The organism is Actinomadura rudentiformis (assembly GCF_008923185.1).
Lineage (GTDB): Bacteria > Actinomycetota > Actinomycetes > Streptosporangiales > Streptosporangiaceae > Spirillospora > Spirillospora rudentiformis.
On record NZ_WBMT01000004.1, the window covers coordinates 259,247 to 279,612 of the forward strand.

Here is a 20,366-nt window from a genome sequence, read left to right on the forward strand (position 1 = left end):
CGGGTGGCTGTCCGGTTGCGTTCGTGGTCGCAGGGTTGGATGGTCGCCACGCTGATCAGGCCGCCTCGCTGACGGTCAGGACAGCCAGGATCTTGTTTTCGGCGGCTTCCAGGTCATCGGCAGCTGCGAGTGTGTCGTGCCACGACCAGTGCAGCCAAAGGCGGCCTTCCTGGTCATGGCTTGCATACAGCGTCTCGGTGAGGAGGCTCTCGCCAGAGCCGTTACTGATTTCGGTGTTCTTTAGATGCAGAGTCGGAGGCGTGCCCTTGAGGTCTGGCTCGGCCTTCATCGGGACACCACCAAATGCGACCCTGGAACTGCCTCTGTTGGAGAAGGCGGAAGAGGTGAGAGTGGATCGTCGTTCCTTCAATGGCAGCGTCCTGGCTGTGGCTGCGGGCGCCGTGCTCCCCCGGCCCCTGCAAAGTCCCGCACGAGTCGGTACCTCGCAGGTCAAGTACTTGGAGGCGTGCGTCACCGAATTGTGGACACGCGATTGGAACGTGGGCGGCGGCGCACTGCTGCGTCAAGCCGTCCAGCTGTTCGGTCATGCGCGCGAGATGTTCGACGAAGCTGACTACTCCGAACTGGTGGGCGCTCAACTCTTGACAGCCGGGGCAAACCTGGGCGTTTGCGGATCATTCATCGCCTTCGACGCCGGTGACCTGGCGTTGGCGCGGAGGCTGTCCCAGGAAGCCGGCCTGCTCGCTGAAAGCACCCACGACCCAGTACTGCACGCACACGCTTACGTCACCATGGCACTGCAATCGACAGCACTGGCCAGGCTCAGCGGGCGGCGCGGACCCGCCCGCGAGGCTGTCCGGTTTCTCGATCAGGCCGCCGACGTTGCCAGGCATGAGCCTTCGCCCAAGCTGCACGCGCTGATCCATATGCGCCGCGCCACTGCGGTCGCGCTGCTTGATGACAGCCCCGCTGTGACCCGGGCCATCACGTCCGCGCGGCGCGAACTTGACCGAGGCCCCCACGCCAGCGACCGGCCGTGGTTCGCGTTCGTCACCGGCACCGAAATCACCGGCCATGAGGCACGGGCGCTTGCCGATCGCGCCTCGATCACCGGCGACCGCAGTCATGTTGAAGCATCTGCTGAGCTGTACGCGAAGGTCCTGGAAGATCCGACGCTGCTGCCTCGCAATCACGCCTTCTACTCGGCGCTCCTGGCTGCGGTCCGGTTGCAGGCCGGCGATATCAGGGGTGCCGTGGAGAGCGGCGAGCGGGCGCTGTCGGCGCTGGAAGGGACAGTGTTCTCTGTCCGGACCCTCAACACCCTGCGGCCGGTGCGTGCTGAGGTCGATGACGAGGAGTTCGCTGGGCGGTTCGACTTGCTGGCCAAGTCCCTGGTCGTCCAGTAGCGTCCCGGCATGGCTGATCACCAGAAGGTGAGCTTCCGCCGGTTCGATGCGACCGGCGCCCGCCAGCTCCGTGACACCGTTGAGCTCATCTACCGAGACGCCTACGCTGACGCGATCGCCTCCGGTGATCCGTTCGACTCGGTCGAGCAGTTCATGCACCGGTTCGACGCCTACACCGCACCCGAACGCGGATTTGAGCTGGTCGTTGCGTACACCACCGATGGTGAACCGGTGGGGCAGAGTTGGGGCTGGCCCCTTGGTGAACGTTCGGCCTGGTGGAACGGCCTGGACGAGGAACCCGAGCCCGGCTTCACGCAAGAGGATGGGCATCGCACTTTCGCCCTATCAGAAATCATGGTGCGACGGTCATGGACGGGCCAGGGCGTCGCGCACGCCCTTCACGATGAACTCCTGGCCGGCCGTACCGAACAACGCGCCACACTGCTGGTGGAGCAGGACAACCACAACGCCTACCGCGCATACCGCTCGTGGGGCTGGAAGAAAGTCGGCCGTCTCCACCCTGGATGGGCCGACGCGCCCTGGTTCGACGTACTGATGCTTCCACTGCCGGTCGCACCGCATGATGTTGCGTGAAGCACGTTGATCCCTGGCTGCGCCGGACGACGTCCGCCAGTGTCCTCAACCGGCCCGTCGCGGTATCCACGACCCACGCGCGGAACGCCCGTTAACTGCGGTTATGTTCCGGTGCTGCCGGGGGCTGGCTAGGTTCGGGATGGTGATCATGGGTGGGTGCATGTGAGGAGGGCTTGGGCGGTGATCGAACGGTGGCAGGCCATGGCCGTCGATGGTCGTGAGTTCGAGGCGTGGGACGAGATCACCCGCCATGCCGAAGACCTGCCGGAACACGAAGTGCGGGCGCTGATCGAGAGCTTGGAGGGTTGGCCCGGTCGGCGCCCGATGCCGTACCGGTGGTGGCAGCGGCGTTCCGAGGGGCTGCTGTGCTTTCTGCTGGCTGATCACCGTGTGCTGTACGCGGATTTCGAAACGCTCGCCATGAACGGGTACGCCCCTGAGGCGTACGAGGAGTTCTACGGCGCTCCGGCTGTTGATGAGGAAGGCTTCTTCAGCGATTTCAACGCCGTCGGGGCCAGCCCGGACCTGCGCTGGACGGCTCTCGTCTCCGCGGCCGAGGGCAACAGTTCGAGCGGCGGGCTGGAGGTGTTCGACGCCGAGACGGGAACGTGGGAGACCGACGGCGTCCAGGTAGATGACCACTTCATCGGCTGGGGCGAGGACGTGGTCGTCAGCCCGGACGGCTCCCTCATCGCGGCCGCGGGCAGGTTCGACCAGCAGGTGATCGTCTGGCGCGTGCCGGGGCCGGAGCGGCTGTGGGCGGCAGGTTCGTGGCGAACGGAAACCGGGGGAGCGGGGTACTCGCACATCGGCTTCAGCGGTGACGGGAAGCTGATCGTGGCCGTGAGCTCGGCCACTCCCTTGGACGAATCCGCAGAACGGCACGTCGTCGTGGCCGACGCCGAAACCGGTGACGTCACGTTCACCACGACCATGGTCGTCGCGGGTCGTGCCGTGCTGGACCACTCCGGCACCCGGCTCGCCATCGTCGGCCCGGACGGTGACGTGCTGATTCACCGGCTGCCCGGCGGGGAGGTCATGGCCCGGCACCGTACGTCCCTGTCCGGTGTCAGCGCGCTCGCGCTCTCACCGGAGGGTGACGCGGTCGCCGTCGGCGGGGACGGCGGCATGGACGTGTTCGGACGGTCCACTGGACGCGTTTCGAACGAGGGAACGTGCAAGGCCATGACGTGGTCACCGGACGGGCCGCGCGCCCTGTTCACCTCGGAGGACGCGGCTAGGGTGATCGACGGCCGGGGCCGCGTGTTGTGGAATCGCCCGATGGAGGAGCCGAACCTCCTCCTGGCCACGTTCACTCCTGGCGGCGACACCATGGTGACGGTCGAGACGTACCCCGCCGAGATCACCGCCTGGTTCCTGGACCGTGGTGTACGAGACGAGGCCCCCGGTTGACGAGCCCGCCCAGAATCCGCGTCGCCGCCTACGTGATCAGGCTTCGCGCTCTCCCTGAGCTCCTGGTCTTCGACCACATCGGCATGCCGCGGGCAGGCACCCAGATCCCCGCGGGCGGTGCTCATCCCGGCGAGGAACTGGAACAAGCCGTCCTGCGGGAGGTCGCCGAGGAAACCGGCCTACTCATCCCGTCCGTGGTCCGGCGGATCATCGTGGAGGACAAACCCCATCCCGACACCGGGCAGCCGCGCAGGACCACCTACTTCCACCTTGAGGCGCCTGCGACCACGGCCGATGCGTGGCACCACACCGTTCGCGGCGATGGGGGCGACGCAGGACTGACGTTCGCCTGCCGTTTCGTGCCACTGCCGCTGGAACGTCCGCTGGCAGACGCCCAAGACGCATGGCTGGGCCATATTGATCCACTCTGGACAACCCTGGTCTGAACCGAACTTGCCCCGTTTCGTTACAAATCTGTACACAAGCCTCAACCGTCACTGCCGTAACGTCGCCTGGCTCGCCCCACATTTCGGGCGTATCACCCATCTTCAGCCAGGAGGTTGTGCGTTGCGGCGTACCTTGATCAGTGCTGCCTGCGCCGTCGTCACCGCGACGACCGTGCTGGCGGTCCCCGCCTCGGCCTTGCCGAACCAGACTTCCGGCCAAGCCTCGGAGTACGTCGTCCTCTACAAGGACGGCGTCTCGCTCGCCAAGGCCCGTGCCGCTGTGAAGGCGGCCGGAGGCACGATCGTCCGCGAGAACACCGACGTGGGCGTGGCGACCGTTCGTTCCACCAACACCGGATTCGCGGCGCAGGCCCGGCGGCAGGGCGCTCTGGACGGCGCGGCCACCAACCGCGTCATCGGCCGGGCTCCCAAGGCCGCGAAGGTCACCAAGCAGTTCGCCGTAGAGAAGGAGGGCCGGGGCCAGACCACCGGCGCCACGACCGCCAGGACCAGCAAGAAGGCCGAGGAGCCTCTCGCCGACCTGCAGTGGGACATGAAGCAGATCCGCGCCACGGCCAAGGGTTCGTACAAGGTCGAGCCCGGTGACAAGCGTGTCCTCGTCGGCGTCATCGACACCGGCATCGACGGCTCCCACCCCGACATCAGGCCCAACTTCAACCGGGCACTGAGCCGCAACTTCACCACCGACATCCCGGCCGACGCCAACGGCGATGAAGTCGACGGTCCCTGCGCCGACGAGCCGGACAAGTCCTGCAACGACCCGGCGGACGTGGACGAGAACGAGCACGGCACCCACGTCGCCTCGACGATCGCCTCGCCTCGCAACCGCCTCGGCATGGCCGGCGTCGCCCCCAACGTGTCGCTGGTCAACCTGCGCGCGGGGCAGGACTCCGGCTACTTCTTCCTGCAGCCCTCGGTGGACGCGCTCACCTTCGCGGGCAAGCACGGCATCGACGTGGTCAACATGAGCTACTACATCGACCCGTGGCTGTTCAACTGCACGAACAACCCCGCCGACTCCCCGGCCGACCAGGCCGAACAGCAGACGATCATCAAGGCGACGAACCGGGCGCTGGACTTCGCGCACCGGCACGGCGTCACCCTGGTCGCCGCCGCGGGCAACGAGGCGATCGACTACACCAAGACCAACACCGACGAGACCAGCCCGGACTTCGCCTCCGAGCCCGGCGAGAAGCCCTACACGCGCACCATCCCGACGAGCTGCCTGTCCCTGCCCGGAGAAGGCAAGCACGTCATCCCGGTCTCCTCGACCGGCATCAGCAAGCGCAAGGCCTACTACTCCAGCTACGGAAAGGGCTACATCGCGGTCGCGGCGCCCGGTGGCGACAAGTACGACACCGCCGACCAGAAGCTCAACGACAAAGCCGGAATCTGGGCCGCCTATCCTGAGTCGCTCGCCCGCGAGCGGGGTGAGCTGAACGCCGACGGCACGCCCAACACGCCGCGGGTCGTGCGCAGTTGCAAGGCCGGCGTCTGCGCGTACTACCAGTCGATCCAGGGCACCTCGATGGCCTCACCGCATGCGGCGGGCGTCGCGGCGCTGATCGTCAGCAGGTACGGCAAGCGCGACCGGTCCAACGGCGGGCTCACCCTGGCCCCGGCGGCCGTCCGGTCGATCCTGACCGGCACCGCGACCGCGACCCCGTGCCCGCCGACCGGCTCGTACACCTACACCCGGTACGTCAAGCAGCCCGACGGCTCGTTCCGGAAAGTCGTGACCACCCACGCCTGTGAGGGCTCGAAGAGCTACAACGGGTTCTACGGCAAGGGCATCGTCGACGCGTTCAACGCTGTCAAGCGCTGATCACGGCGGTTCTTGCTCATGTACGTGGCCCCCGACCCGCGCGGTCGGGGGCCACGTTATTCCGGCCGCGCAGCAACCCGACGGCTCCATGGCGTCTCCGAGGCATGGAAGCTGAAACGGTCACCGCACCAGATCGGGGCAGGCGTTCTCGGTCAGCTGGCGCACCAGGGCGCGGGCCAGGACGTCGTCGGCGTCGCTGTGCTGGCTCAGATAGGTGAGCGCCTCGCTGATCTCCTCCGCGGTCAGCTGCGACAACGTTTTCTGCGTCCAGCCAGGTCGTTCCTGCTCGTCATCGATCATGACATCCCCCTTTGTCGCCCTGAAATCTACCGGCTTGTCGACTGGCATTTCCTCCTGATTTGGCACAACCACCGTGGTCTGGCTCACCTGCATCGAGCGCTCACACGGCGACTTTGCACCCGTGGCCATGCAGGCCGCGCAGGTCGGAGTGGTGGGGGGAGGCTGGGCAGGTCGCCGGTGGGGGAGGCGTGGTCGAGGTGGCTGGGTTCTGTCGCGGGGGCGATGGTGACGTAGTCCATGGCGACGCTGGCGTTGGCGCGGTGGTACGGGCACAGTCGTTCTCATGGACATCCGGGGCCAGGGGGCCGTGGACCTCCTGGTCGCACTGCACGAGGTGACAGAGCGCTTCGGTGCGTACGGGTACGACCAGTCCCTGAAGCATCCCTCGGTTCATTGGGAACTGCTCGCTTTCCGGTACGGCAGTACCAAGCCGATGGCTCGCGTGGGCTGCTCGTTCTCGTTGCGGAACGATCCGGAAGGCATGCAACGTGAGGTCACGCTCGTGGTGGACGTGACGGTCAAGGATTCCGGCTTCGTCATCGAAGGCGCGACCGAGATCGACGAGCCGCTGGAGGTGGGAGGGGAGGCCAACGTACGGGACCTCATCACCCTGCCGACCGTTCAGACAACCGACCTGGACGAGTGCCTCGCAGCCCTGCGAGACCATGCCCGCCGACTGTGCTCGACGGCCACGTTGCTGGACGATCTAGGCGTCCCCCGCGGCGGCAGAGCACCTTTCGGAATCCCGCGGAAGCCGGACCCGGGCAAGCGGCCGGACGGATGATCGACCCCGGGGCTGTGCGACGGCGGCGGTGGATGAGGTCACTGACGGCGGAGTACGGCCGCAAGGGGCTGTGAGCCTGATCACCGGTCGTTGGTTTTGTGGTGTTCGTGCTGGTCGATGCGACTTCCGGGTCGGTGGCGTCGACTTACGAAATTGGGCTGCGCGGTGGTGTCGATTTTTCTGTGGCCCGATTGTCCTTGAAGGAGACCATCAACACCCGAGGAGGACGCGATGAAGTACCTGCTGCTGATCACCCATGGCGATCCGGAGGCGTGGGACCGCCTGTCGCCGGAGGAGCAGGAGGCGCTCCCGACCGCTTACCAGGCGATCGAGCAGACCCCGGGTGTGACGCCCGGGCGGTGGATGCAGCCGCCGGACACGGCCACCACGGTGCGGGTGCGGGACGGCAAGACGCTGACGACCGACGGCCCGTTCGTGGAGATGAAGGAGGCGCTCGGCGGCTACCTGTTCTACGAAGCCGACGACCTCGACGCGGCGATCGAGCTGGCTTCTCGCATCCCGGCGGCCCGAATCGGCGCGGTCGAGATACGCCCGCTGAACGAATGACCGACTCCCTGGAAGAAGTCTTCCGTGCGCAGTGGGGGCGTGTCCTCGCTGCGCTGATCGGCTTCCTCGGCGACTTCGACCTCGCCGAGGAGGCCGCGCAGGAGGCCTTCACGATCGCCGCCGACCGCTGGCCGCGGGACGGGACGCCGTCCAACCCGGGCGCCTGGCTGATCACGACGGCCCGGAACCGGGCGATCAACCGCATCCGCCGTGATCAGACGCTGGCCGGCAAGACCCGGCTGCTGGAGGTGCAGCAGGCCTGGGAGGACGAGATGGGCCAGTTGGACGACGTGGTGTTTCCCGATGAGCGACTCGAGCTCATCTTCACCTGCTGTCACCCCGCGCTCGCGTTGGAGGCGCAGGTCGCCCTGACCTTGCGCGCGCTCGGAGGGCTGAGCACGGACGAGATCGCACACGCGTTCCTGGTACCGGAGCCGACGATGGCCCAGCGGCTGGTGCGGGCCAAACGGAAGGTCAAGGCCTCCGGGATCCCCTTCCGCGTGCCCGCCGACCACCTGCTGCCCGACCGGCTGGCCGCGGTGCTCGCGGTGGTCTACCTGATCTTCAACGAGGGGTACACGGGCCGGGTGGATCTCGCCGGCGAGGCGATCCGGCTCGGACGTGCCCTGGTCGAGCTCATGCCCGACGAGGCCGAGGCTCACGGCCTCCTGGCCCTCATGCTGCTGCACGACTCCCGTCGCCACGCACGCTTCCGCGACGACGAGCTGATCCTGCTCGCCGACCAGGACCGTTCACTGTGGGACGCCACCGAGATCACCGACGGCCGCCGCCTGCTGGCCCGAGCCCTGGCGCTGCACGGCAGCGGCCCGTACGTCATCCAGGCGGCGATCGCCTCGTTGCACACCGAGCAGCCCACCGACTGGCCACAGATCGCCGCGCTCTACGGCGAACTCGCCCGGCTCACCGCCTCGCCGGTGGTCGACCTGAACCGCGCCATCGCCATCGCCGAGACCCACGGTCCCCAAGCCGGCCTGGACATCATCGACCGGCTCGCCCTTCAGGACTTCCACTACCTGCACGCCGCCCGCGGCGAACTACTACGCCGCGCCGGCCGAGTCCCCGAAGCCCGCACCGCCTACGAGCGCGCTCTGGCCCTCGTTCGGAACGACGCCGAACGGCGCCTCCTCCAACGACAGCTGAGCCAGCTCAACAAGCAATGACCCCGGGCGTCTGCTCATGGCGCATCTGCCGGGCCGATCGTCATGGACGGACACTTTCGAGTTCTGTTGTCCCTGCAGTCGGGGTCGGCCGGAGTAAGGCAGAGACGGAAGATCCGCAGCGCGGCGGGTGCGGTTTTCCACAGGACGGACGGGCGGTCGTCCCCATGGTCGCGACAGGCGCGGCTCCGTAGCGTCCACCCATGATCAAATTTTCCCGATGGACGGCGTTCGCGGTGTCCGGCGCTACGGCGGCGGCCCTTGCGGCGGCCCTGGCCGTCTTCGCCGCTCCTGACGAGCGAACGGCGCAGCCCCAGTCGAGCCGCACCCGTTCGTCCCAGGACGGTTTCCAGGAGACGTTGAACGATCTGGTGAAAACCAAGGCGGCCACGGCCGTCCTGCTTCGCGTGCGAACCGCGGGCGGCGGCGAGTGGTCCGGCGCGGCGGGCGTGTCTGACGTCCGAACGGGACGGCCCGCCGATCCAGCCGGGTACTTCCGAATCGGCAGCGTCACCAAGACGTTCGCGGCAACCGTTCTCCTGCAGCTCGTCGATGAAGGACGGCTGCGGCTCGACGACCCTGTGGCCAAGCACCTGCCCGGCGTCGTCCCAGACGGGGAGCACATCACGGTGCGGCAGGTCCTCCAGCACACCAGTCTGCTCCGCGACTACATGAGCGACCCGGGATGGTCCACCAACCGCTGGCGTGGGGCGGAACGGTTCCGCAGTTACAAGCCCGACCGGCTCCTCGCGCAGGCGTTCCGCATCCCCGCCCAGAATCCCCCGGACATCACCTGGAAGTACTCCAACACCAACTACGTGGTCGTGGGGCGGTTGATCGAGCGGCTGACCGGGCGACCCTACGGGAAGGAGGTGGAACGACGCGTCCTGCGACCGCTCCGGCTGACCCAGACGATCGTTCCCGGCGACCGCCCCGGGCTCCCCCGTCCGCACGCGCACGGCTACGCGCTGCTGCCGGACGGGCGGACCGTGGACGCCACCCGCATGAACCCCTCCCTCGACTGGGCGGCGGGCGAGATGATCTCCACCACCCGGGACCTCGGCCGGTTCCTCGACGGACTGCTCGGCGGGCGGCTGCTGTCCCCCTCGGCGCTCGCCGCGATGCGCACCGTACGGCCCACCGACGCCGGGTTCGCGTACGGGCTCGGCCTCCAGGAGTACGCGCTGCCCTGCGGCAAGCGCATGATCGGGCACAGCGGTCAGCTCATCGGCTACACGACCTACGCGCTCCGTTCCGACGACGGACGGCAGATGAACCTGTCGGTCAACCTCGGCTCCGCACCGCCGTCGGCAGACAAGCTGTATGCCCTTGCAGGCAAGGTGTTCTGCTGACGGTCACCCCGACCCGGCGAGGAGGACATCAGCCCCCACGCGTTCAGAATCAAGATCGAGCGCCAGCGCTATCGCGGCAGCGCAATCACTATCTTCAACACCCGCTGAGTGAAGTGATCGTTTCCGAATCGTGCTGCGCTGCGTTTGTCCGAGTGGATTGCGGCTGCCAGGCTTCGGTGCCGTGGATCATGACCAGTTCTGGCAGTTGATCGGTGAAGCTCGGGCCGCGGCGGCAGAGCAGGACTCAGACAGCGTGGCCGAGCGCGCCACGCAGCTCCTGGCCGAGCTTCCTGCCGACAAGATCGTGGGGGCGGAGCAGGTTCTGAGGGATCTGCTGGCTGAGTCGTACCTGTGTGACCTGTGGGGTGCCGCCTACCTGATCAACGGCGGTGCGTCCGACGACGGCTTTGAGTACTTCCGCGGCTGGTTGATCAGCGAGGGACGTGAGGTCTTCGAGCGAGCCGTCGCCGATCCAGACTCCCTGGCCGACGTTCCCGCAGTACGGCGGGCGGCAGCGGTGGGGCAGGATCTGGACGGCGAGCCGATCCTGGGCATCGCCTGGACCGCCTACCACCGGAGGACGGGCGAACAACTCCCCTCCAATGCCGCCACGATCAGCTACCCCTCGATCACTTTCGGCTGGGACTTCGAAGACCACGACGAGAGAAGCCGACGGCTGCCCCGGTTGTCCCAGCTGAAACGAGGGCAAGCACCGACTTGAGCCCCTGGCCGCTGTGCTGGCTCGGTGGATTCCCCGTGACCAGGCGCTCCACCCACGGAATGCGCGATTGAGGACGCTGCCGCGAGTCACAAAACAGTGGGGGCGGCCGACTGGGGAGGCGGAGCTCGCCGTTCACGGAAGCTGCCGGAATATGAGATGCGGCCGGTGCTGTACGTGCTACCCATGGTCGGCCAATTGAAGGCGCGGCGCGTCCGCACACAAAGAATCCCAGGAGGACTTCATCGTCCGACCTGGGATTTGTCGCAGTGGCTAACAGCGAGGAGCCTTGGTGGCGGTCACTCGCCGGGTGATTCGGGGCCGGTCAGGCGGTTCCAGGTCGCGACGGTGACGACGTCCTGAACGGGCAGGCCATAAGTGGTCTGGAACTTGTGCAGGCTCGTGCGCGTCTTGGGGCCGAAGTAGCCGGTGATCGGCAGATCCTTGGCACCGGTCATGTCCCGGTAGACGTTCAGCGCGACCTGCAGTGCCTTCACGCAGTCGTTGCGGTCGCTGTACTTGACCTGGGCCCGGCTGGCCATCGAGGTCCAGGTGTAGGCGCCGACCTTGCCGTCAGGGCTGAGGCCGTACCTGCTCTGGTAGGTCTTCACCGCCGCCTGGGTCTTGGGACCGAAGTGCGAGGGCACGTCCACCTTGATGTTCTTGCAGTTGAGCAGCCACTGCACGGTACGAACCTGCTCGTTGGTCTGGCCGCGCTGCAGGACGGGCCAGTAGGGGCCGCTCGGACTGGTCTGGGTGGCGGTGTCAGCAGAGGCCGGACCGGCCAGGGTGGCGCCACCGGCGACCAGGGCACCCGCGGTGAGGCCGACGACCGTAGCGCGTTTGATGTTCACTCAGGGTTCCTTTCGTTCACATTCTGTGGTTGTCCTGAGTTAGATGCCGACGAGGGCAGAGAGGTTGGCGCGGAATTCGAACGGCCTGCGCGACGGAACGTTCATTAGCCGAGCAGCCATTGCACGGTCCGTACCTGGTCGGCGCTCTGGCCGGGGGACAGGCTGGGCCTGGAAGGGCCGATCGGGCTGTCCTGATTAGTGGCGTCGGCCAAGGCGGCGCCCCCGACCATCAGCGCCGCCCCGGTAAGACCGACGACTGCAAAGCGTTTTACGTTCACAATGGGATTCCTTGCCTTCACGTTCTGTGGCTTGTCCTGGTTAGATGCCGACCAGCTCGTGGAGGTTTGGCCAGGTCAATCGGGTTTACGTGACCTTGGTGGACGGTTCTGGTCCGCTGGCGGCCGCACCCAGTCCCGTGGACGACACCACCGCCAAGCTCGTGGTTGCCGAGCCCGGCGAGCCTGCGGACGCGAGCGCGGTCCATGTGATCGCCAGCCGCTGGCCCGCCGGGTCCAGGTGATCACGGGCTGCTGGCCGGCCGGTGCTGTCGGCGTAGGCCAAGGACATGAGCCAGTCACGCCGCTATCCCAGCGATCTGCTCGATGACCACTGGGCGCTGATCGGACCCACGTTGACCGCCAGGCGCGCCACCCGCCGCCCGCCGCCCGTACCGCCAGCGGCCAAGATCATTTCCCCGGCGGACGGCCAACGATTGCCCGCTGATCGTCCCCACGGGCGGCCACTTCCGTTCCCCCTCCCTGGTGACGACCACGCTCGATGCCCACTCGGGGCGTCGGTGCTGGGCCTGTCCGGTTGATCATTTGTCGGTCCAGAGGAGGGTGACGGCTGCTTAAATCGTGATGCGGTGGCTCTGAGGCTCGTCGCTGCACGCTGAAGGGCCTCTGGTTTCGACGAAGGAGATCCTTGTCCATCCACCCCTTCTATGGCGTGCGGGTGCTCGCCCTGGCACCCGACCGGCTGCGTGTGAGCTTTCGGATCTTCGTTGTCGACTATGACGTCGGCCGCCGGTGGCATGCCGAACTGCCGGGAGACCCCGGTTTCTTCCTTCAGCTGTTGTGGGAGAGCGCGGACGACCGCGGGGGTCCACTCGGTGGTGTGTTCACCTGGCGGGAGCTCGACGACGACGGCTGGCTTGCTGTGAACACCCGGTGGTTCGTCCAAAGCGTCGAACGCGTCGCCATCCGCAACCATCCGCCGTCCGATGAGAAGTGGGGCCACATCCACGCTCTCCAGGAGAGAATGCACGAACGAGACGACGGCTGGCCGGATGAGGACCGTCTCGTGCAGGCCGACTACGAAGTGCAGGTCACCGACCCGCGCTGGCTGGAGCATCTTTGGCCCGGTCTGAGCTGGGCGACCGGGTGGTACCCGGACCCGACCCACCGGTTGCGCGCCGAGGATGCCCCGCACGTACCGGATCTCACGAAACCGGAGGCCGTCCTCACTCCGTTCGCCGACTCCGACCATTCCGACGACATCGTGGTGCTGGCCTTCTCCGACGACGGCCGCTTTCTCGCCGTCACCAGCGAGGACGGCGAGTTGGCCGTCTACGACACGGCAGACCGGTCCCAGCGTCTCGGTGTGACACCCGTCTCGGCCGGCCGGGACATCATGTGGGTGCCCGGGCGGCATGTGGTCACGCTCAAGGAGGACGATAACGACGAGGTTCATCCGTGGGCCTACGATCTCGACGCCGACACCAAGATCGACATTCCGGTGGAGACGGGCCGCGCACGCTCGCGCACCGGCCGCTTCCGGGTCGAGTACGGCGTCGGCGACCGGATGGACTTCGTCTCCGGGCCGTCCACGCCCGATCGTACGGTGCGGCTCGATGACGGATCCGCCGACCGGGTCACGCGCGTGACCTTCAGCGCGGACGAGACCCGGATGTTCGTCGCCCACGGCTCGAAGGTGCACGTGATCGAGCCCGCCACCGGCCAGATCCTGGACACCATCACCGTGCCGGGCGACTGGCTGAACGCGGTGGCGGCGAGCCCGGACGGCGCGTACCTGGCCGTGGCGACCGAGGACTGGAACGATGAGCGCAAGAGCACACCGGACATCTACCGTGTCGCCGACCGTGAGCTCATCATGCGGCGCCCGACCAAGGACCCCATGCAGGCTGGGATAAGTGCCCAGGCCCTCGCCTGGTCGCCCGACGGCGCCCGGCTGGCGGTCATCGTCGAGAACCAGATCCATCTCTTCCGCGTAGGCCTGCCTGACGAGCCACCAGTCGGTCTCAGGCTCTCGGCGCCGTGATGGGCTCGACGCGGGCACGGCGACGAGACCGGTAGCGAGCCCGCCGGGGGATGGGTGACCGCCTACGTTGCTCCGCCGGACGCACCTTTGGCTGGTTCAGGGTGCACCGCCGCCTTGTCCGCGACTACGAAGCCCTGCCCACCCGCTCCGAAGCCATGATCCACATCGCAATGATCGACCTCATGAGCCGCCGCCTCACCGGCGAAACCACCCCACATGGCGCGGCACCTGACCCGAAAATCAAACCAACTCCGCGGGACCAAATGCCCTGTCAGCGTTCAGGACAGCGCTCGCCTCGGTTTGCTGCAGCCGATGCCTTGATCGGAACGCGGAGCGCAGTAGGGAATATCCGCGTAGCGGGGGAGCAGGCTGATCGGCGGCTCCAGGCCGCGCCCTGCTGAGCGTGGGCCGGGACGGCGGTGGACTGGACGAGGTCAAGCGGCGGGCAATGGCCAGCCTCCGCTCGCAGGAGTTTGGCCAGCGTCGTGCGTCTGCATGGTCGCCCGTGGATCGTGCACTCATGCCGCGCTCACGGCAGCAAGTGCAACCAGGCTGATCGATCGCGTAGGTCCTGCGGCCAGTGGCACGTCGGCACGCGACACGAGACCGGCGGCCGTGGCCGGTCTCAGCCTGAGTAGGCGCGCGGGCATTGCGCCAAGGCGTGACTGACGTCGTCTCGCTGGCCGAGCTGGTTGTGGAACAGACCTGAATCTAGTCGCGTGTATCAATGGCCGGACGCTGGCACTTCATTGTCTGACTATTTCAACCCGCGAATACAAACACGGGAATGGGGATAGATGCGATGCATGCTAGGACGAAACGACAGAGACAGGGAAGATCACTTGAGTGACAGTTTTGTATCCATTTGAATAGGTATCGCATCGTGATGTGTCGATCTAGCGTGTGCAACTGATTGTCAGCACTGCTGCATGGGAGCCCGGATGAGACTCTTTCTCGGTTTCACCGAAATATGCCAGGCGGCGGGGGAGTATTTCGGACACGGCAAATACCGTGTCGACGATCACGAGAGTGTCGGCAGGTTCACCCACGGCGACCAGCGGCGACCAGCGGAGTCACATCGACGTCGAACCAGGTCGCGAGAGCCGCTTCGGCCGGAGGGTCGCTTACTGATTCCTTGTTCTGGCGCTCCTGCAGGTGCTTCTAGAGAAGATGCATCGCCTGGGCCAGGCCGTGTACACATTCAATTACGGACTGGAGCGTCTGCGCTCCCCAGGAAGCCGAGACTTCGAGAGCCGCCAATTGCTGTCGGTCACGCCCTTTGTGCATTCAGTTCGTACCGTGGACCGCGTCGCCGTCGAGATATATGGCCATTCAAGACCCTGCCTGTGTCGCAGATTGATCCACCGGCTCGGCCCCTGACCCATACCAATGTTGCTCGTTCCGAACGTGTGCTTTGCGGAGAGTGATGGACAGGTCCAGAGTCGCGCTGGCAACTGACGCGGAGCGCGGCATCGATGCGGCTATGGCACACCTGCTGCCCGCCGACCGAGCTGTCGTCGCGGTGGTCGGTCTGGACGAGGAGAATGCGAGGCAGCTCTGGTCAATCGACGTAGAGGCGCAACGGTGCGACGTGGCCGACGTCGATCGGGTACGCGATGTCATCGACCAGATCGCAGCGATGTACGACCCGGCATTCGGCGCTGGCCCGTTCGGACAACCTGACCTACGAGATGAACGACGCGGCCTGGGACACCGTGCTCACGGAAGGCCATCTTCCTGGCCAGCCGAGTCGCGCCGCGTGCACATCATGCCCATTCGGTGCCCGTACAGGTGCGGGCGGTGCAGACGTGTCGTGCCCGTACGGGACGGACGCAGCGCAGGCCGTGTCGTGCCCACGCGGGCCAAGCGAATTGTGTCCACGCGGTCCGGACGGCTCGTACCCACACGGTGCAGGCATGCCGTGCCGTTCGGGACCGAGGCACTGTGCCCACACTGTGCGGGTGCGTGCCGGTTGTGCCCGCACGTTGCAGCCGGGGTTGTGTCCACGCGGTGGGGCCGGGTTGTGTCCACGCGGTGCGGCGCGACTGGGCCCGCACGGTGTGGGCGGATTGTGTGCCTGCCCGGCGCCTCGGCTGGCAGGCGCAAGTGAACAAACGTGGCGGCCAGCGGGCATCGACGCCCCGATGGCGAAGCTCGTCCATGAGCTTGGCCGGCTCGGCACCACCGGCAACGCGGTGGCGCCGGAATTCGCCTCCACGGTGATGACGGACACCTCGATCCGTATGTCCGGCTGGGCAGGGTCGCCCAGCCAGCGGACATCGCGGCAGTAATCGTCTTCTTGGCCGGCGACGACGCCGGTTGCCTGATCGGCCACTCCATCCACGTCAACAACGGCGCCACTGAAGCCGCCGCGTTGAGGAGAACCATGTCCACGCCTGTGGTCGAGATCGGACCACGACCCCTGACCCGTGAGCAAATCATCGCGGTAGCCCGCGACAACGCCGAAGTCCACCTGTCCGAAGCCGCGCTGCGCGCCCTGGGGATGGGCCGGATGCAACTGGAGGCCCTGGCCGCAGCGGGGCTGCCTGCATACGGGCTGACCACCGGCGTGGGGGCGCTGATGAGTGAGCGTGTCGACCGGCATCAGATGGCCGAGATCCAGCAGGCCCTGGTCGACTCACACGCGGCGGGCGTCGGCGCGGAGGTCGAGGCCGAAACCGTGCGGGCCATGGCGGTGCTCCGGCTCCGGACGCTGGCCACTGGACGTACCGGAGTCCGCCCCATCATCGCCCGCGCGCTGGCGGGGCTCCTCAATGCGGGCTTGGTCCCGATCGTCAACGAATACGGCTCGCTGGGGTGCTCGGGTGACCTGGCCCCGTTGGCGGCCGTGGCCGCGGCTCTCACCGGCCGCGGTCGTGTGCTGGTCCAACGTGAGCCTGGTCCTGCGTCGGCTCGGCTAGCAGAACGCGAGCCACGCCCCGCGTCCACTGCGCCAGAAGAGCATAAGCCGCCCAACGCACGCTCTGCCCACGCAAGGCGTCAGCCGCACGGCGCCCCACTGGCAGAGCATGAGCCGCAAGCCGCGCCCGGTGCGCTGGCAGGGCGTGATGCGGCCAGTGTGTCCGTCCAGACGGCAGGACTTGAATCGCACAGTGCAACCGCTCCGTATTCACGGCATGACGCGCCCAACCCGGCCGCTGGGACGGCACAGCGTCAACCACACGGCGCGACCGCTCAATACACGGAGCATGAGGCGCCCAGCGCGTCAGTTGGGACGGCAAGGCATGAGCCGTCCGGCAGCTCCGCGAAGGTAGAGCGTGAGGTGCCTGGCGCTTGCTCTGCGTACTCAGAGCATGAGGCGTCCGGCGCGTCCATTGGGACGGCAGGGCGTGAGGTACCCGGCGCATCCATTGGGACGGCAGAACGTGAGGCGCCCCGTAGCTTCGCTGCGAACGGAGAGCGTGAGTTGCCCGGCGCGGCCGCTGGGACGGCAGAGCATGAGCCGCACGGCGCCACCGGTCCGCACGCGAAGCGTGAGGTGACTGGCGCATCCCTTGGGATGGCAAGTCGCGAGGCCTCCGGTGGCTCCGCTGCGAACGTAGAGCGTGAGGCGCCCGAGGCCGCCGCAGGGACGGCAGAGCATGAGCCGCCCGGTGTGACCACTGCGTACGCAGGGCGCGAGGCGTCTGGTGTGGGTGGGCGGGTGCGGCCTGCTGCACAAGCGTTGCGCGAGGCGGGGTTGACGCCGGTTCGGCTGGCGCAGAAAGAGGCGCTGGCGTTGATCAACGGGACCGAGGGCATGCTCGGCATGCTTGTGCTGTCCACGGCCGATCTGGGGGCGCTGCTGGACGTTGCGGATCTGACCGCGGCGCTCAGCTTGCAGGCCCTGCGGGGTTCGGATCGGCCGTTCGCTGGGGAGCTGCAGGAATTGCGCCCGCATCCTGGGCAGAGCCGTGCCGCGGCCCATCTGCGCGACCTCCTGGCCGGATCGGAGCTGCTGCGCGTTCATGACGACGGGTCCCAGGATCCGTACTGCCTGCGCTGCGTGCCCCAGGTGCACGGCGCCGTGCGGGACGCCCTGGCGTACGCGTCCGGAGTGGCCGATCGCGAGCTTGCGGCCTGCGTGGACAATCCGGTGCTGCTGGAGGGGCGGCTGGAGTCCAACGGCAACTTCCACGGCGCGCCGCTCGCGCATGCCATGGACTTCCTGGCGATCGTCGTCGCGGACCTGGCCGTCATGGCCGAACGCCGCACCGACCGGATGCTGGACCGCACGCGATCCCAGGGACTGCCGCCTTTCCTGGCGGCTCGGCCCGGTGTGGACTCCGGCTACATGATCGCGCACTACACGCAGGTGTCGCTGGTCGCCGATCTCAAGCGCCTGGCCGTTCCGGCCTCGGTCGACTCCACGCCCACGTCCGCGGGACAGGAAGACCACGTCTCGCTGGGCTGGTCGGCAGGCCGCAAACTACGGCGGGCTCTGGAGCTACTGCGGGCGGTGCTCGGGATCGAGTTCGTCACCGCCGCGCGCGCCGTGGACCTGCGGGCGCCCGACCGGCCCGCGCCGGCGTGCCAGGCCGCGATCGACCTGCTGCGGACCAAGGTTCCCGGGCCCGGGCCCGACCGTCATCTCGCCCCCGACCTCGCCGCCGCCATCGAACTGATCACCTCACCCGCCCTGCTCGAGATCGTCAACCGACCGGTCGCCGACCTCCTCGAAGAAAGGCCCACCCATGTCTGAGCGAATCCTTGTCATCGGCGGCGGACCCGCCGGAAGCACAGCCGCGGCGCTGCTCGCCCGCGCCGGACGCGACGTTCTGCTCCTGGAACGCGCCGTCTTCCCCCGCTACCACATCGGGGAGTCCCTGCTGCTGTCGTGCGTGCCGGTGCTCCACGCGTCCGGCGCGTACGAGCGTGTGGCCCGGCACGGATTCCAGGTCAAGAGGGGCAGCGTCTTCCGATGGGGCACCGACGCCTGGGTGATCGACTGGCCCGCGATGGTGCACCCGGACGCGCACTCCTGGCAGGTCCACCGCGCCGAGTTCGACCACGAGCTGCTGCGGAACGCGGCCGACCAGGGTGCGAAAATCGTTGAAGGCGCCACCGTGAAGAGGGTCATCTTCGAGGACGGCCGGCCCGTCGCCGCCGAATGGGTGCACCGCGACGACCCGGCGAACGTCCGCGTCACCGAGTTCGATTTCCTGGTGGACGCGTCCGGCCGCACCGGCGTTCTGACCAAGGGGCACTTCGACAACCGCCAGCAGCACGACGTCTTCCAGAACGTCGCCACCTGGGCGTACTGGAAGGATGCCGAGATCTTGCCCGGATCGCCGGAAGGGTCGGTCAACTCGATCTCGACGCGCGGCGGGTGGTTCTGGGTGATTCCGCTAGCGGGCGGCGAACTCAGCCTCGGCCACGTCACGCACAAAGACATCTTCGCCGAGGAACGCCCCAAGTTCGCCTCGCTGCAGGAGTACTACCTGCACCAGATCAAGTCCTGCGAGACGCTCAACCCGATCGTTCAGGGCGCTTCGCAGATCGGCGACGTCCGCGCCGAGCAGGACTACTCGTACGTGGCCGACTCGTTCAGCGGGCCGGGGTACATCGCGATCGGCGACGCGGCGTGTTTCCTGGACCCGCTGCTGTCGACCGGGGTGCACCTCGCCCTTTACAGCGCGCTGACCGGCGCGGCGGCGGTCAACTCTACGCTGAACGGCGAGCTGTCCGAGCAGGAGGCACTGGCCTTCTTCGAGTACGCCTACCGGCGCGCCTACGCACGCCTCATCACGCTGGTCTCCCATCTCTACCAGCGGTACGACGGCAAGGACTCCTATTTTTGGCAGGCCCAGCGGCTGCACCTGGCCGAGCACGACGACCGGCCGCCGATCCACTCGTTCATGGAGATCACCGCCGGGACCACCGACATGCGCGAGGTCGCCGACGTCAACACCCGGATCATGACCGACACGCTGATCGTCGAAGCCGACCAGGCCCAGCGGACCGCCGGTGAGCACCGAGTGTCCGGCACCCTCGGCGTCGACATGCAGCCGCTGCGGGACCTGTGGGCCGACCCGTCCGACCCGAGCCGGCTCTCCGCCGACCTGGACGGCGTCTACGTCACCACCCACCCCGTCCTCGGACTGGCCCGCGCTTCGAACGGCCGCCCCCCTAACGCCAACGGCGCGACCGCCGACAGTGCGCCCACCAACGGTGCGCCCGCCAACGGTGCGGCCACTGACAGTGCGACCACCAACGGCGCAACCGCCGACGGTGCGACCACCGACAGTCCGACCACCAACGGTGCAGCCATCGACGGTGCGACCGTCCGCGTCTCGGATGCCAGCGGCGCGGAAGATGCGAAGACGTGAGCGACGTCAATGACATCCGCAACTGCCAGCGGAGCGTTGTCCCCAAGGCGGCAGGCACCACGCCATGGGCCCCGCGACCTGCGTGGCCCCGCGACCTGCGTGGCCCCGCGACCTGCTTGGCCGCGCCACCTCCGTGGCACAGCCACCGCCGAGAGCTCCACTCTGCGGTGGGCTCCATCATCGCCGTCGGCCTCGCCATGGCATGGGCTCCGGCATTGCTTTTGGGCCCGCTATCGCCTGGGCCCCGCTATTGCCGCCGACCCCGCCATGCAGTGGCCCCAGCGATTGCCTTGGCTCCACCAGTGCAGGAGTTGGCCTCTGCAGTGTCAGGTCGTCCG

Annotated in this window: 19 protein-coding genes and 1 pseudogene; 16 read left to right on the forward strand and 4 right to left on the reverse strand. The window is 67.5% G+C overall.

The window, feature by feature from the left end; all coding sequences use genetic code 11:
* Positions 1 to 55: 55 nt before the first annotated feature.
* Positions 56 to 289, reverse strand: a complete 234-nt coding sequence (locus tag F8566_RS10455) for a hypothetical protein (RefSeq protein WP_151559898.1) — start codon at positions 287 to 289, stop codon at positions 56 to 58.
* Positions 290 to 326: 37 nt separating this feature from the next.
* Between F8566_RS10455 and F8566_RS10460 the strand changes: the two genes are divergently transcribed.
* From F8566_RS10460 to F8566_RS10480, 5 genes are all read left to right on the forward strand, one after another.
* Positions 327 to 1,367, forward strand: coding sequence for a hypothetical protein (locus F8566_RS10460; protein ID WP_151559900.1), 1,041 nt, complete (start codon positions 327 to 329; stop codon positions 1,365 to 1,367).
* A gap of 9 nt (positions 1,368 to 1,376) precedes the next feature.
* Positions 1,377 to 1,961 (forward strand): GNAT family N-acetyltransferase, encoded by a 585-nt coding sequence (locus tag F8566_RS10465; protein ID WP_151559902.1) that lies wholly within the window; start codon positions 1,377 to 1,379, stop codon positions 1,959 to 1,961.
* A 180-nt stretch (positions 1,962 to 2,141) separates the two neighbouring features.
* Positions 2,142 to 3,374 carry a WD40 repeat domain-containing protein gene (locus F8566_RS10470; protein ID WP_151559903.1) on the forward strand — a complete coding sequence of 411 codons (1,233 nt, stop codon included), beginning with the start codon at positions 2,142 to 2,144 and terminating at the stop codon, positions 3,372 to 3,374.
* A complete protein-coding gene (locus tag F8566_RS10475) occupies positions 3,371 to 3,820 on the forward strand; it encodes an NUDIX hydrolase (RefSeq protein ID WP_151559905.1) in 450 nt (149 codons plus the stop codon). Before F8566_RS10470 ends, F8566_RS10475 begins: the two co-directional genes overlap by 4 nt.
* A 121-nt stretch (positions 3,821 to 3,941) precedes the next feature.
* Entirely contained in the window at positions 3,942 to 5,666 is a 1,725-nt protein-coding gene (locus F8566_RS10480; RefSeq protein ID WP_151559906.1) for a S8 family peptidase, read from the forward strand.
* Positions 5,667 to 5,786: 120 nt separating this feature from the next.
* Here F8566_RS10480 and F8566_RS10485 read toward each other — a convergent pair whose 3' ends face one another.
* On the reverse strand, positions 5,787 to 5,966 hold the full coding sequence (locus F8566_RS10485; protein ID WP_151559908.1) for a hypothetical protein: 180 nt from the start codon (positions 5,964 to 5,966) through the stop codon (positions 5,787 to 5,789).
* Between the two features lie 283 nt (positions 5,967 to 6,249).
* On the opposite strand from F8566_RS10485, the gene F8566_RS10490 reads away from it, so the two are divergent.
* From F8566_RS10490 to F8566_RS10510, 5 genes are all read left to right on the forward strand, one after another.
* On the forward strand, positions 6,250 to 6,750 hold the full coding sequence (locus tag F8566_RS10490) for a hypothetical protein (protein WP_151559910.1): 501 nt from the start codon (positions 6,250 to 6,252) through the stop codon (positions 6,748 to 6,750).
* Positions 6,751 to 6,981: 231 nt separating this feature from the next.
* Positions 6,982 to 7,317 carry a YciI family protein gene (locus F8566_RS10495; RefSeq protein WP_151559912.1) on the forward strand — a complete coding sequence of 112 codons (336 nt, stop codon included), beginning with the start codon at positions 6,982 to 6,984 and terminating at the stop codon, positions 7,315 to 7,317.
* On the forward strand, positions 7,314 to 8,498 hold the full coding sequence (locus tag F8566_RS10500; protein ID WP_151559914.1) for an RNA polymerase sigma factor: 1,185 nt from the start codon (positions 7,314 to 7,316) through the stop codon (positions 8,496 to 8,498). Before F8566_RS10495 ends, F8566_RS10500 begins: the two co-directional genes overlap by 4 nt.
* Before the next feature lie 200 nt (positions 8,499 to 8,698).
* The gene (locus F8566_RS10505; protein ID WP_151559916.1) at positions 8,699 to 9,847 is read left to right on the forward strand and encodes a serine hydrolase domain-containing protein; all 1,149 of its coding nucleotides are present in this window, start codon (positions 8,699 to 8,701) and stop codon (positions 9,845 to 9,847) included.
* A 181-nt stretch (positions 9,848 to 10,028) separates the two neighbouring features.
* Positions 10,029 to 10,568 (forward strand): DUF4240 domain-containing protein, encoded by a 540-nt coding sequence (locus tag F8566_RS10510; RefSeq protein WP_151559917.1) that lies wholly within the window; start codon positions 10,029 to 10,031, stop codon positions 10,566 to 10,568.
* A gap of 296 nt (positions 10,569 to 10,864) precedes the next feature.
* Here F8566_RS10510 and F8566_RS10515 read toward each other — a convergent pair whose 3' ends face one another.
* Together F8566_RS10515 and F8566_RS49755 are read right to left on the reverse strand one after the other, a co-directional pair.
* Positions 10,865 to 11,419, reverse strand: a complete 555-nt coding sequence (locus F8566_RS10515) for a peptidoglycan-binding domain-containing protein (protein ID WP_151559919.1) — start codon at positions 11,417 to 11,419, stop codon at positions 10,865 to 10,867.
* 104 nt (positions 11,420 to 11,523) lie between these two features.
* Positions 11,524 to 11,697, reverse strand: coding sequence for a hypothetical protein (locus F8566_RS49755; protein ID WP_192809615.1), 174 nt, complete (start codon positions 11,695 to 11,697; stop codon positions 11,524 to 11,526).
* Positions 11,698 to 11,795: 98 nt separating this feature from the next.
* Here F8566_RS49755 and F8566_RS49760 point away from each other — a divergent pair, with 98 nt between their 5' ends.
* The 6 genes and pseudogenes from F8566_RS49760 to F8566_RS10540 all read left to right on the forward strand — a co-directional run bounded on the left by F8566_RS49760 (position 11,796) and on the right by F8566_RS10540 (position 20,028).
* Positions 11,796 to 11,939: a hypothetical protein gene (locus F8566_RS49760; protein ID WP_192809616.1), complete on the forward strand. Its 144-nt coding sequence runs from the start codon at positions 11,796 to 11,798 to the stop codon at positions 11,937 to 11,939.
* A gap of 404 nt (positions 11,940 to 12,343) precedes the next feature.
* Positions 12,344 to 13,699: a WD40 repeat domain-containing protein gene (locus tag F8566_RS10520; protein ID WP_151559920.1), complete on the forward strand. Its 1,356-nt coding sequence runs from the start codon at positions 12,344 to 12,346 to the stop codon at positions 13,697 to 13,699.
* Positions 13,700 to 13,779: 80 nt separating this feature from the next.
* Positions 13,780 to 13,896: pseudogene (locus tag F8566_RS51035) on the forward strand (IS5/IS1182 family transposase); the annotation flags it as partial.
* Positions 13,897 to 15,843: 1,947 nt separating this feature from the next.
* Positions 15,844 to 15,990, forward strand: coding sequence for a hypothetical protein (locus F8566_RS49765; protein WP_192809617.1), 147 nt, complete (start codon positions 15,844 to 15,846; stop codon positions 15,988 to 15,990).
* A 95-nt stretch (positions 15,991 to 16,085) separates the two neighbouring features.
* Positions 16,086 to 18,401 carry an aromatic amino acid lyase gene (locus F8566_RS52905; RefSeq protein ID WP_404800290.1) on the forward strand — a complete coding sequence of 772 codons (2,316 nt, stop codon included), beginning with the start codon at positions 16,086 to 16,088 and terminating at the stop codon, positions 18,399 to 18,401.
* Positions 18,394 to 20,028 carry an NAD(P)/FAD-dependent oxidoreductase gene (locus F8566_RS10540; protein WP_151559922.1) on the forward strand — a complete coding sequence of 545 codons (1,635 nt, stop codon included), beginning with the start codon at positions 18,394 to 18,396 and terminating at the stop codon, positions 20,026 to 20,028. Before F8566_RS52905 ends, F8566_RS10540 begins: the two co-directional genes overlap by 8 nt.
* Positions 20,029 to 20,366 lie beyond the last annotated feature (338 nt).

What these genes read in the sequence shown, in the direction of transcription:
- F8566_RS10455 (WP_151559898.1), bottom strand. Translation starts at nt 289, where the DNA reads ATGAAGGCCGAGCCAGACCTCAAGGGCACGCCTCCGACTCTGCATCTA.
- F8566_RS10465 (WP_151559902.1), top strand. Translation starts at nt 1,377, where the DNA reads ATGGCTGATCACCAGAAGGTGAGCTTCCGCCGGTTCGATGCGACCGGC.
- F8566_RS10485 (WP_151559908.1), bottom strand. Translation starts at nt 5,966, where the DNA reads ATGATCGATGACGAGCAGGAACGACCTGGCTGGACGCAGAAAACGTTG.
- F8566_RS10490 (WP_151559910.1), top strand. Translation starts at nt 6,250, where the DNA reads ATGGACATCCGGGGCCAGGGGGCCGTGGACCTCCTGGTCGCACTGCAC.
- F8566_RS10495 (WP_151559912.1), top strand. Translation starts at nt 6,982, where the DNA reads ATGAAGTACCTGCTGCTGATCACCCATGGCGATCCGGAGGCGTGGGAC.
- F8566_RS10500 (WP_151559914.1), top strand. Translation starts at nt 7,314, where the DNA reads ATGACCGACTCCCTGGAAGAAGTCTTCCGTGCGCAGTGGGGGCGTGTC.
- F8566_RS10505 (WP_151559916.1), top strand. Translation starts at nt 8,699, where the DNA reads ATGATCAAATTTTCCCGATGGACGGCGTTCGCGGTGTCCGGCGCTACG.
- F8566_RS49765 (WP_192809617.1), top strand. Translation starts at nt 15,844, where the DNA reads ATGGCGAAGCTCGTCCATGAGCTTGGCCGGCTCGGCACCACCGGCAAC.
- F8566_RS52905 (WP_404800290.1), top strand. Translation starts at nt 16,086, where the DNA reads ATGTCCACGCCTGTGGTCGAGATCGGACCACGACCCCTGACCCGTGAG.
- F8566_RS10540 (WP_151559922.1), top strand. Translation starts at nt 18,394, where the DNA reads ATGTCTGAGCGAATCCTTGTCATCGGCGGCGGACCCGCCGGAAGCACA.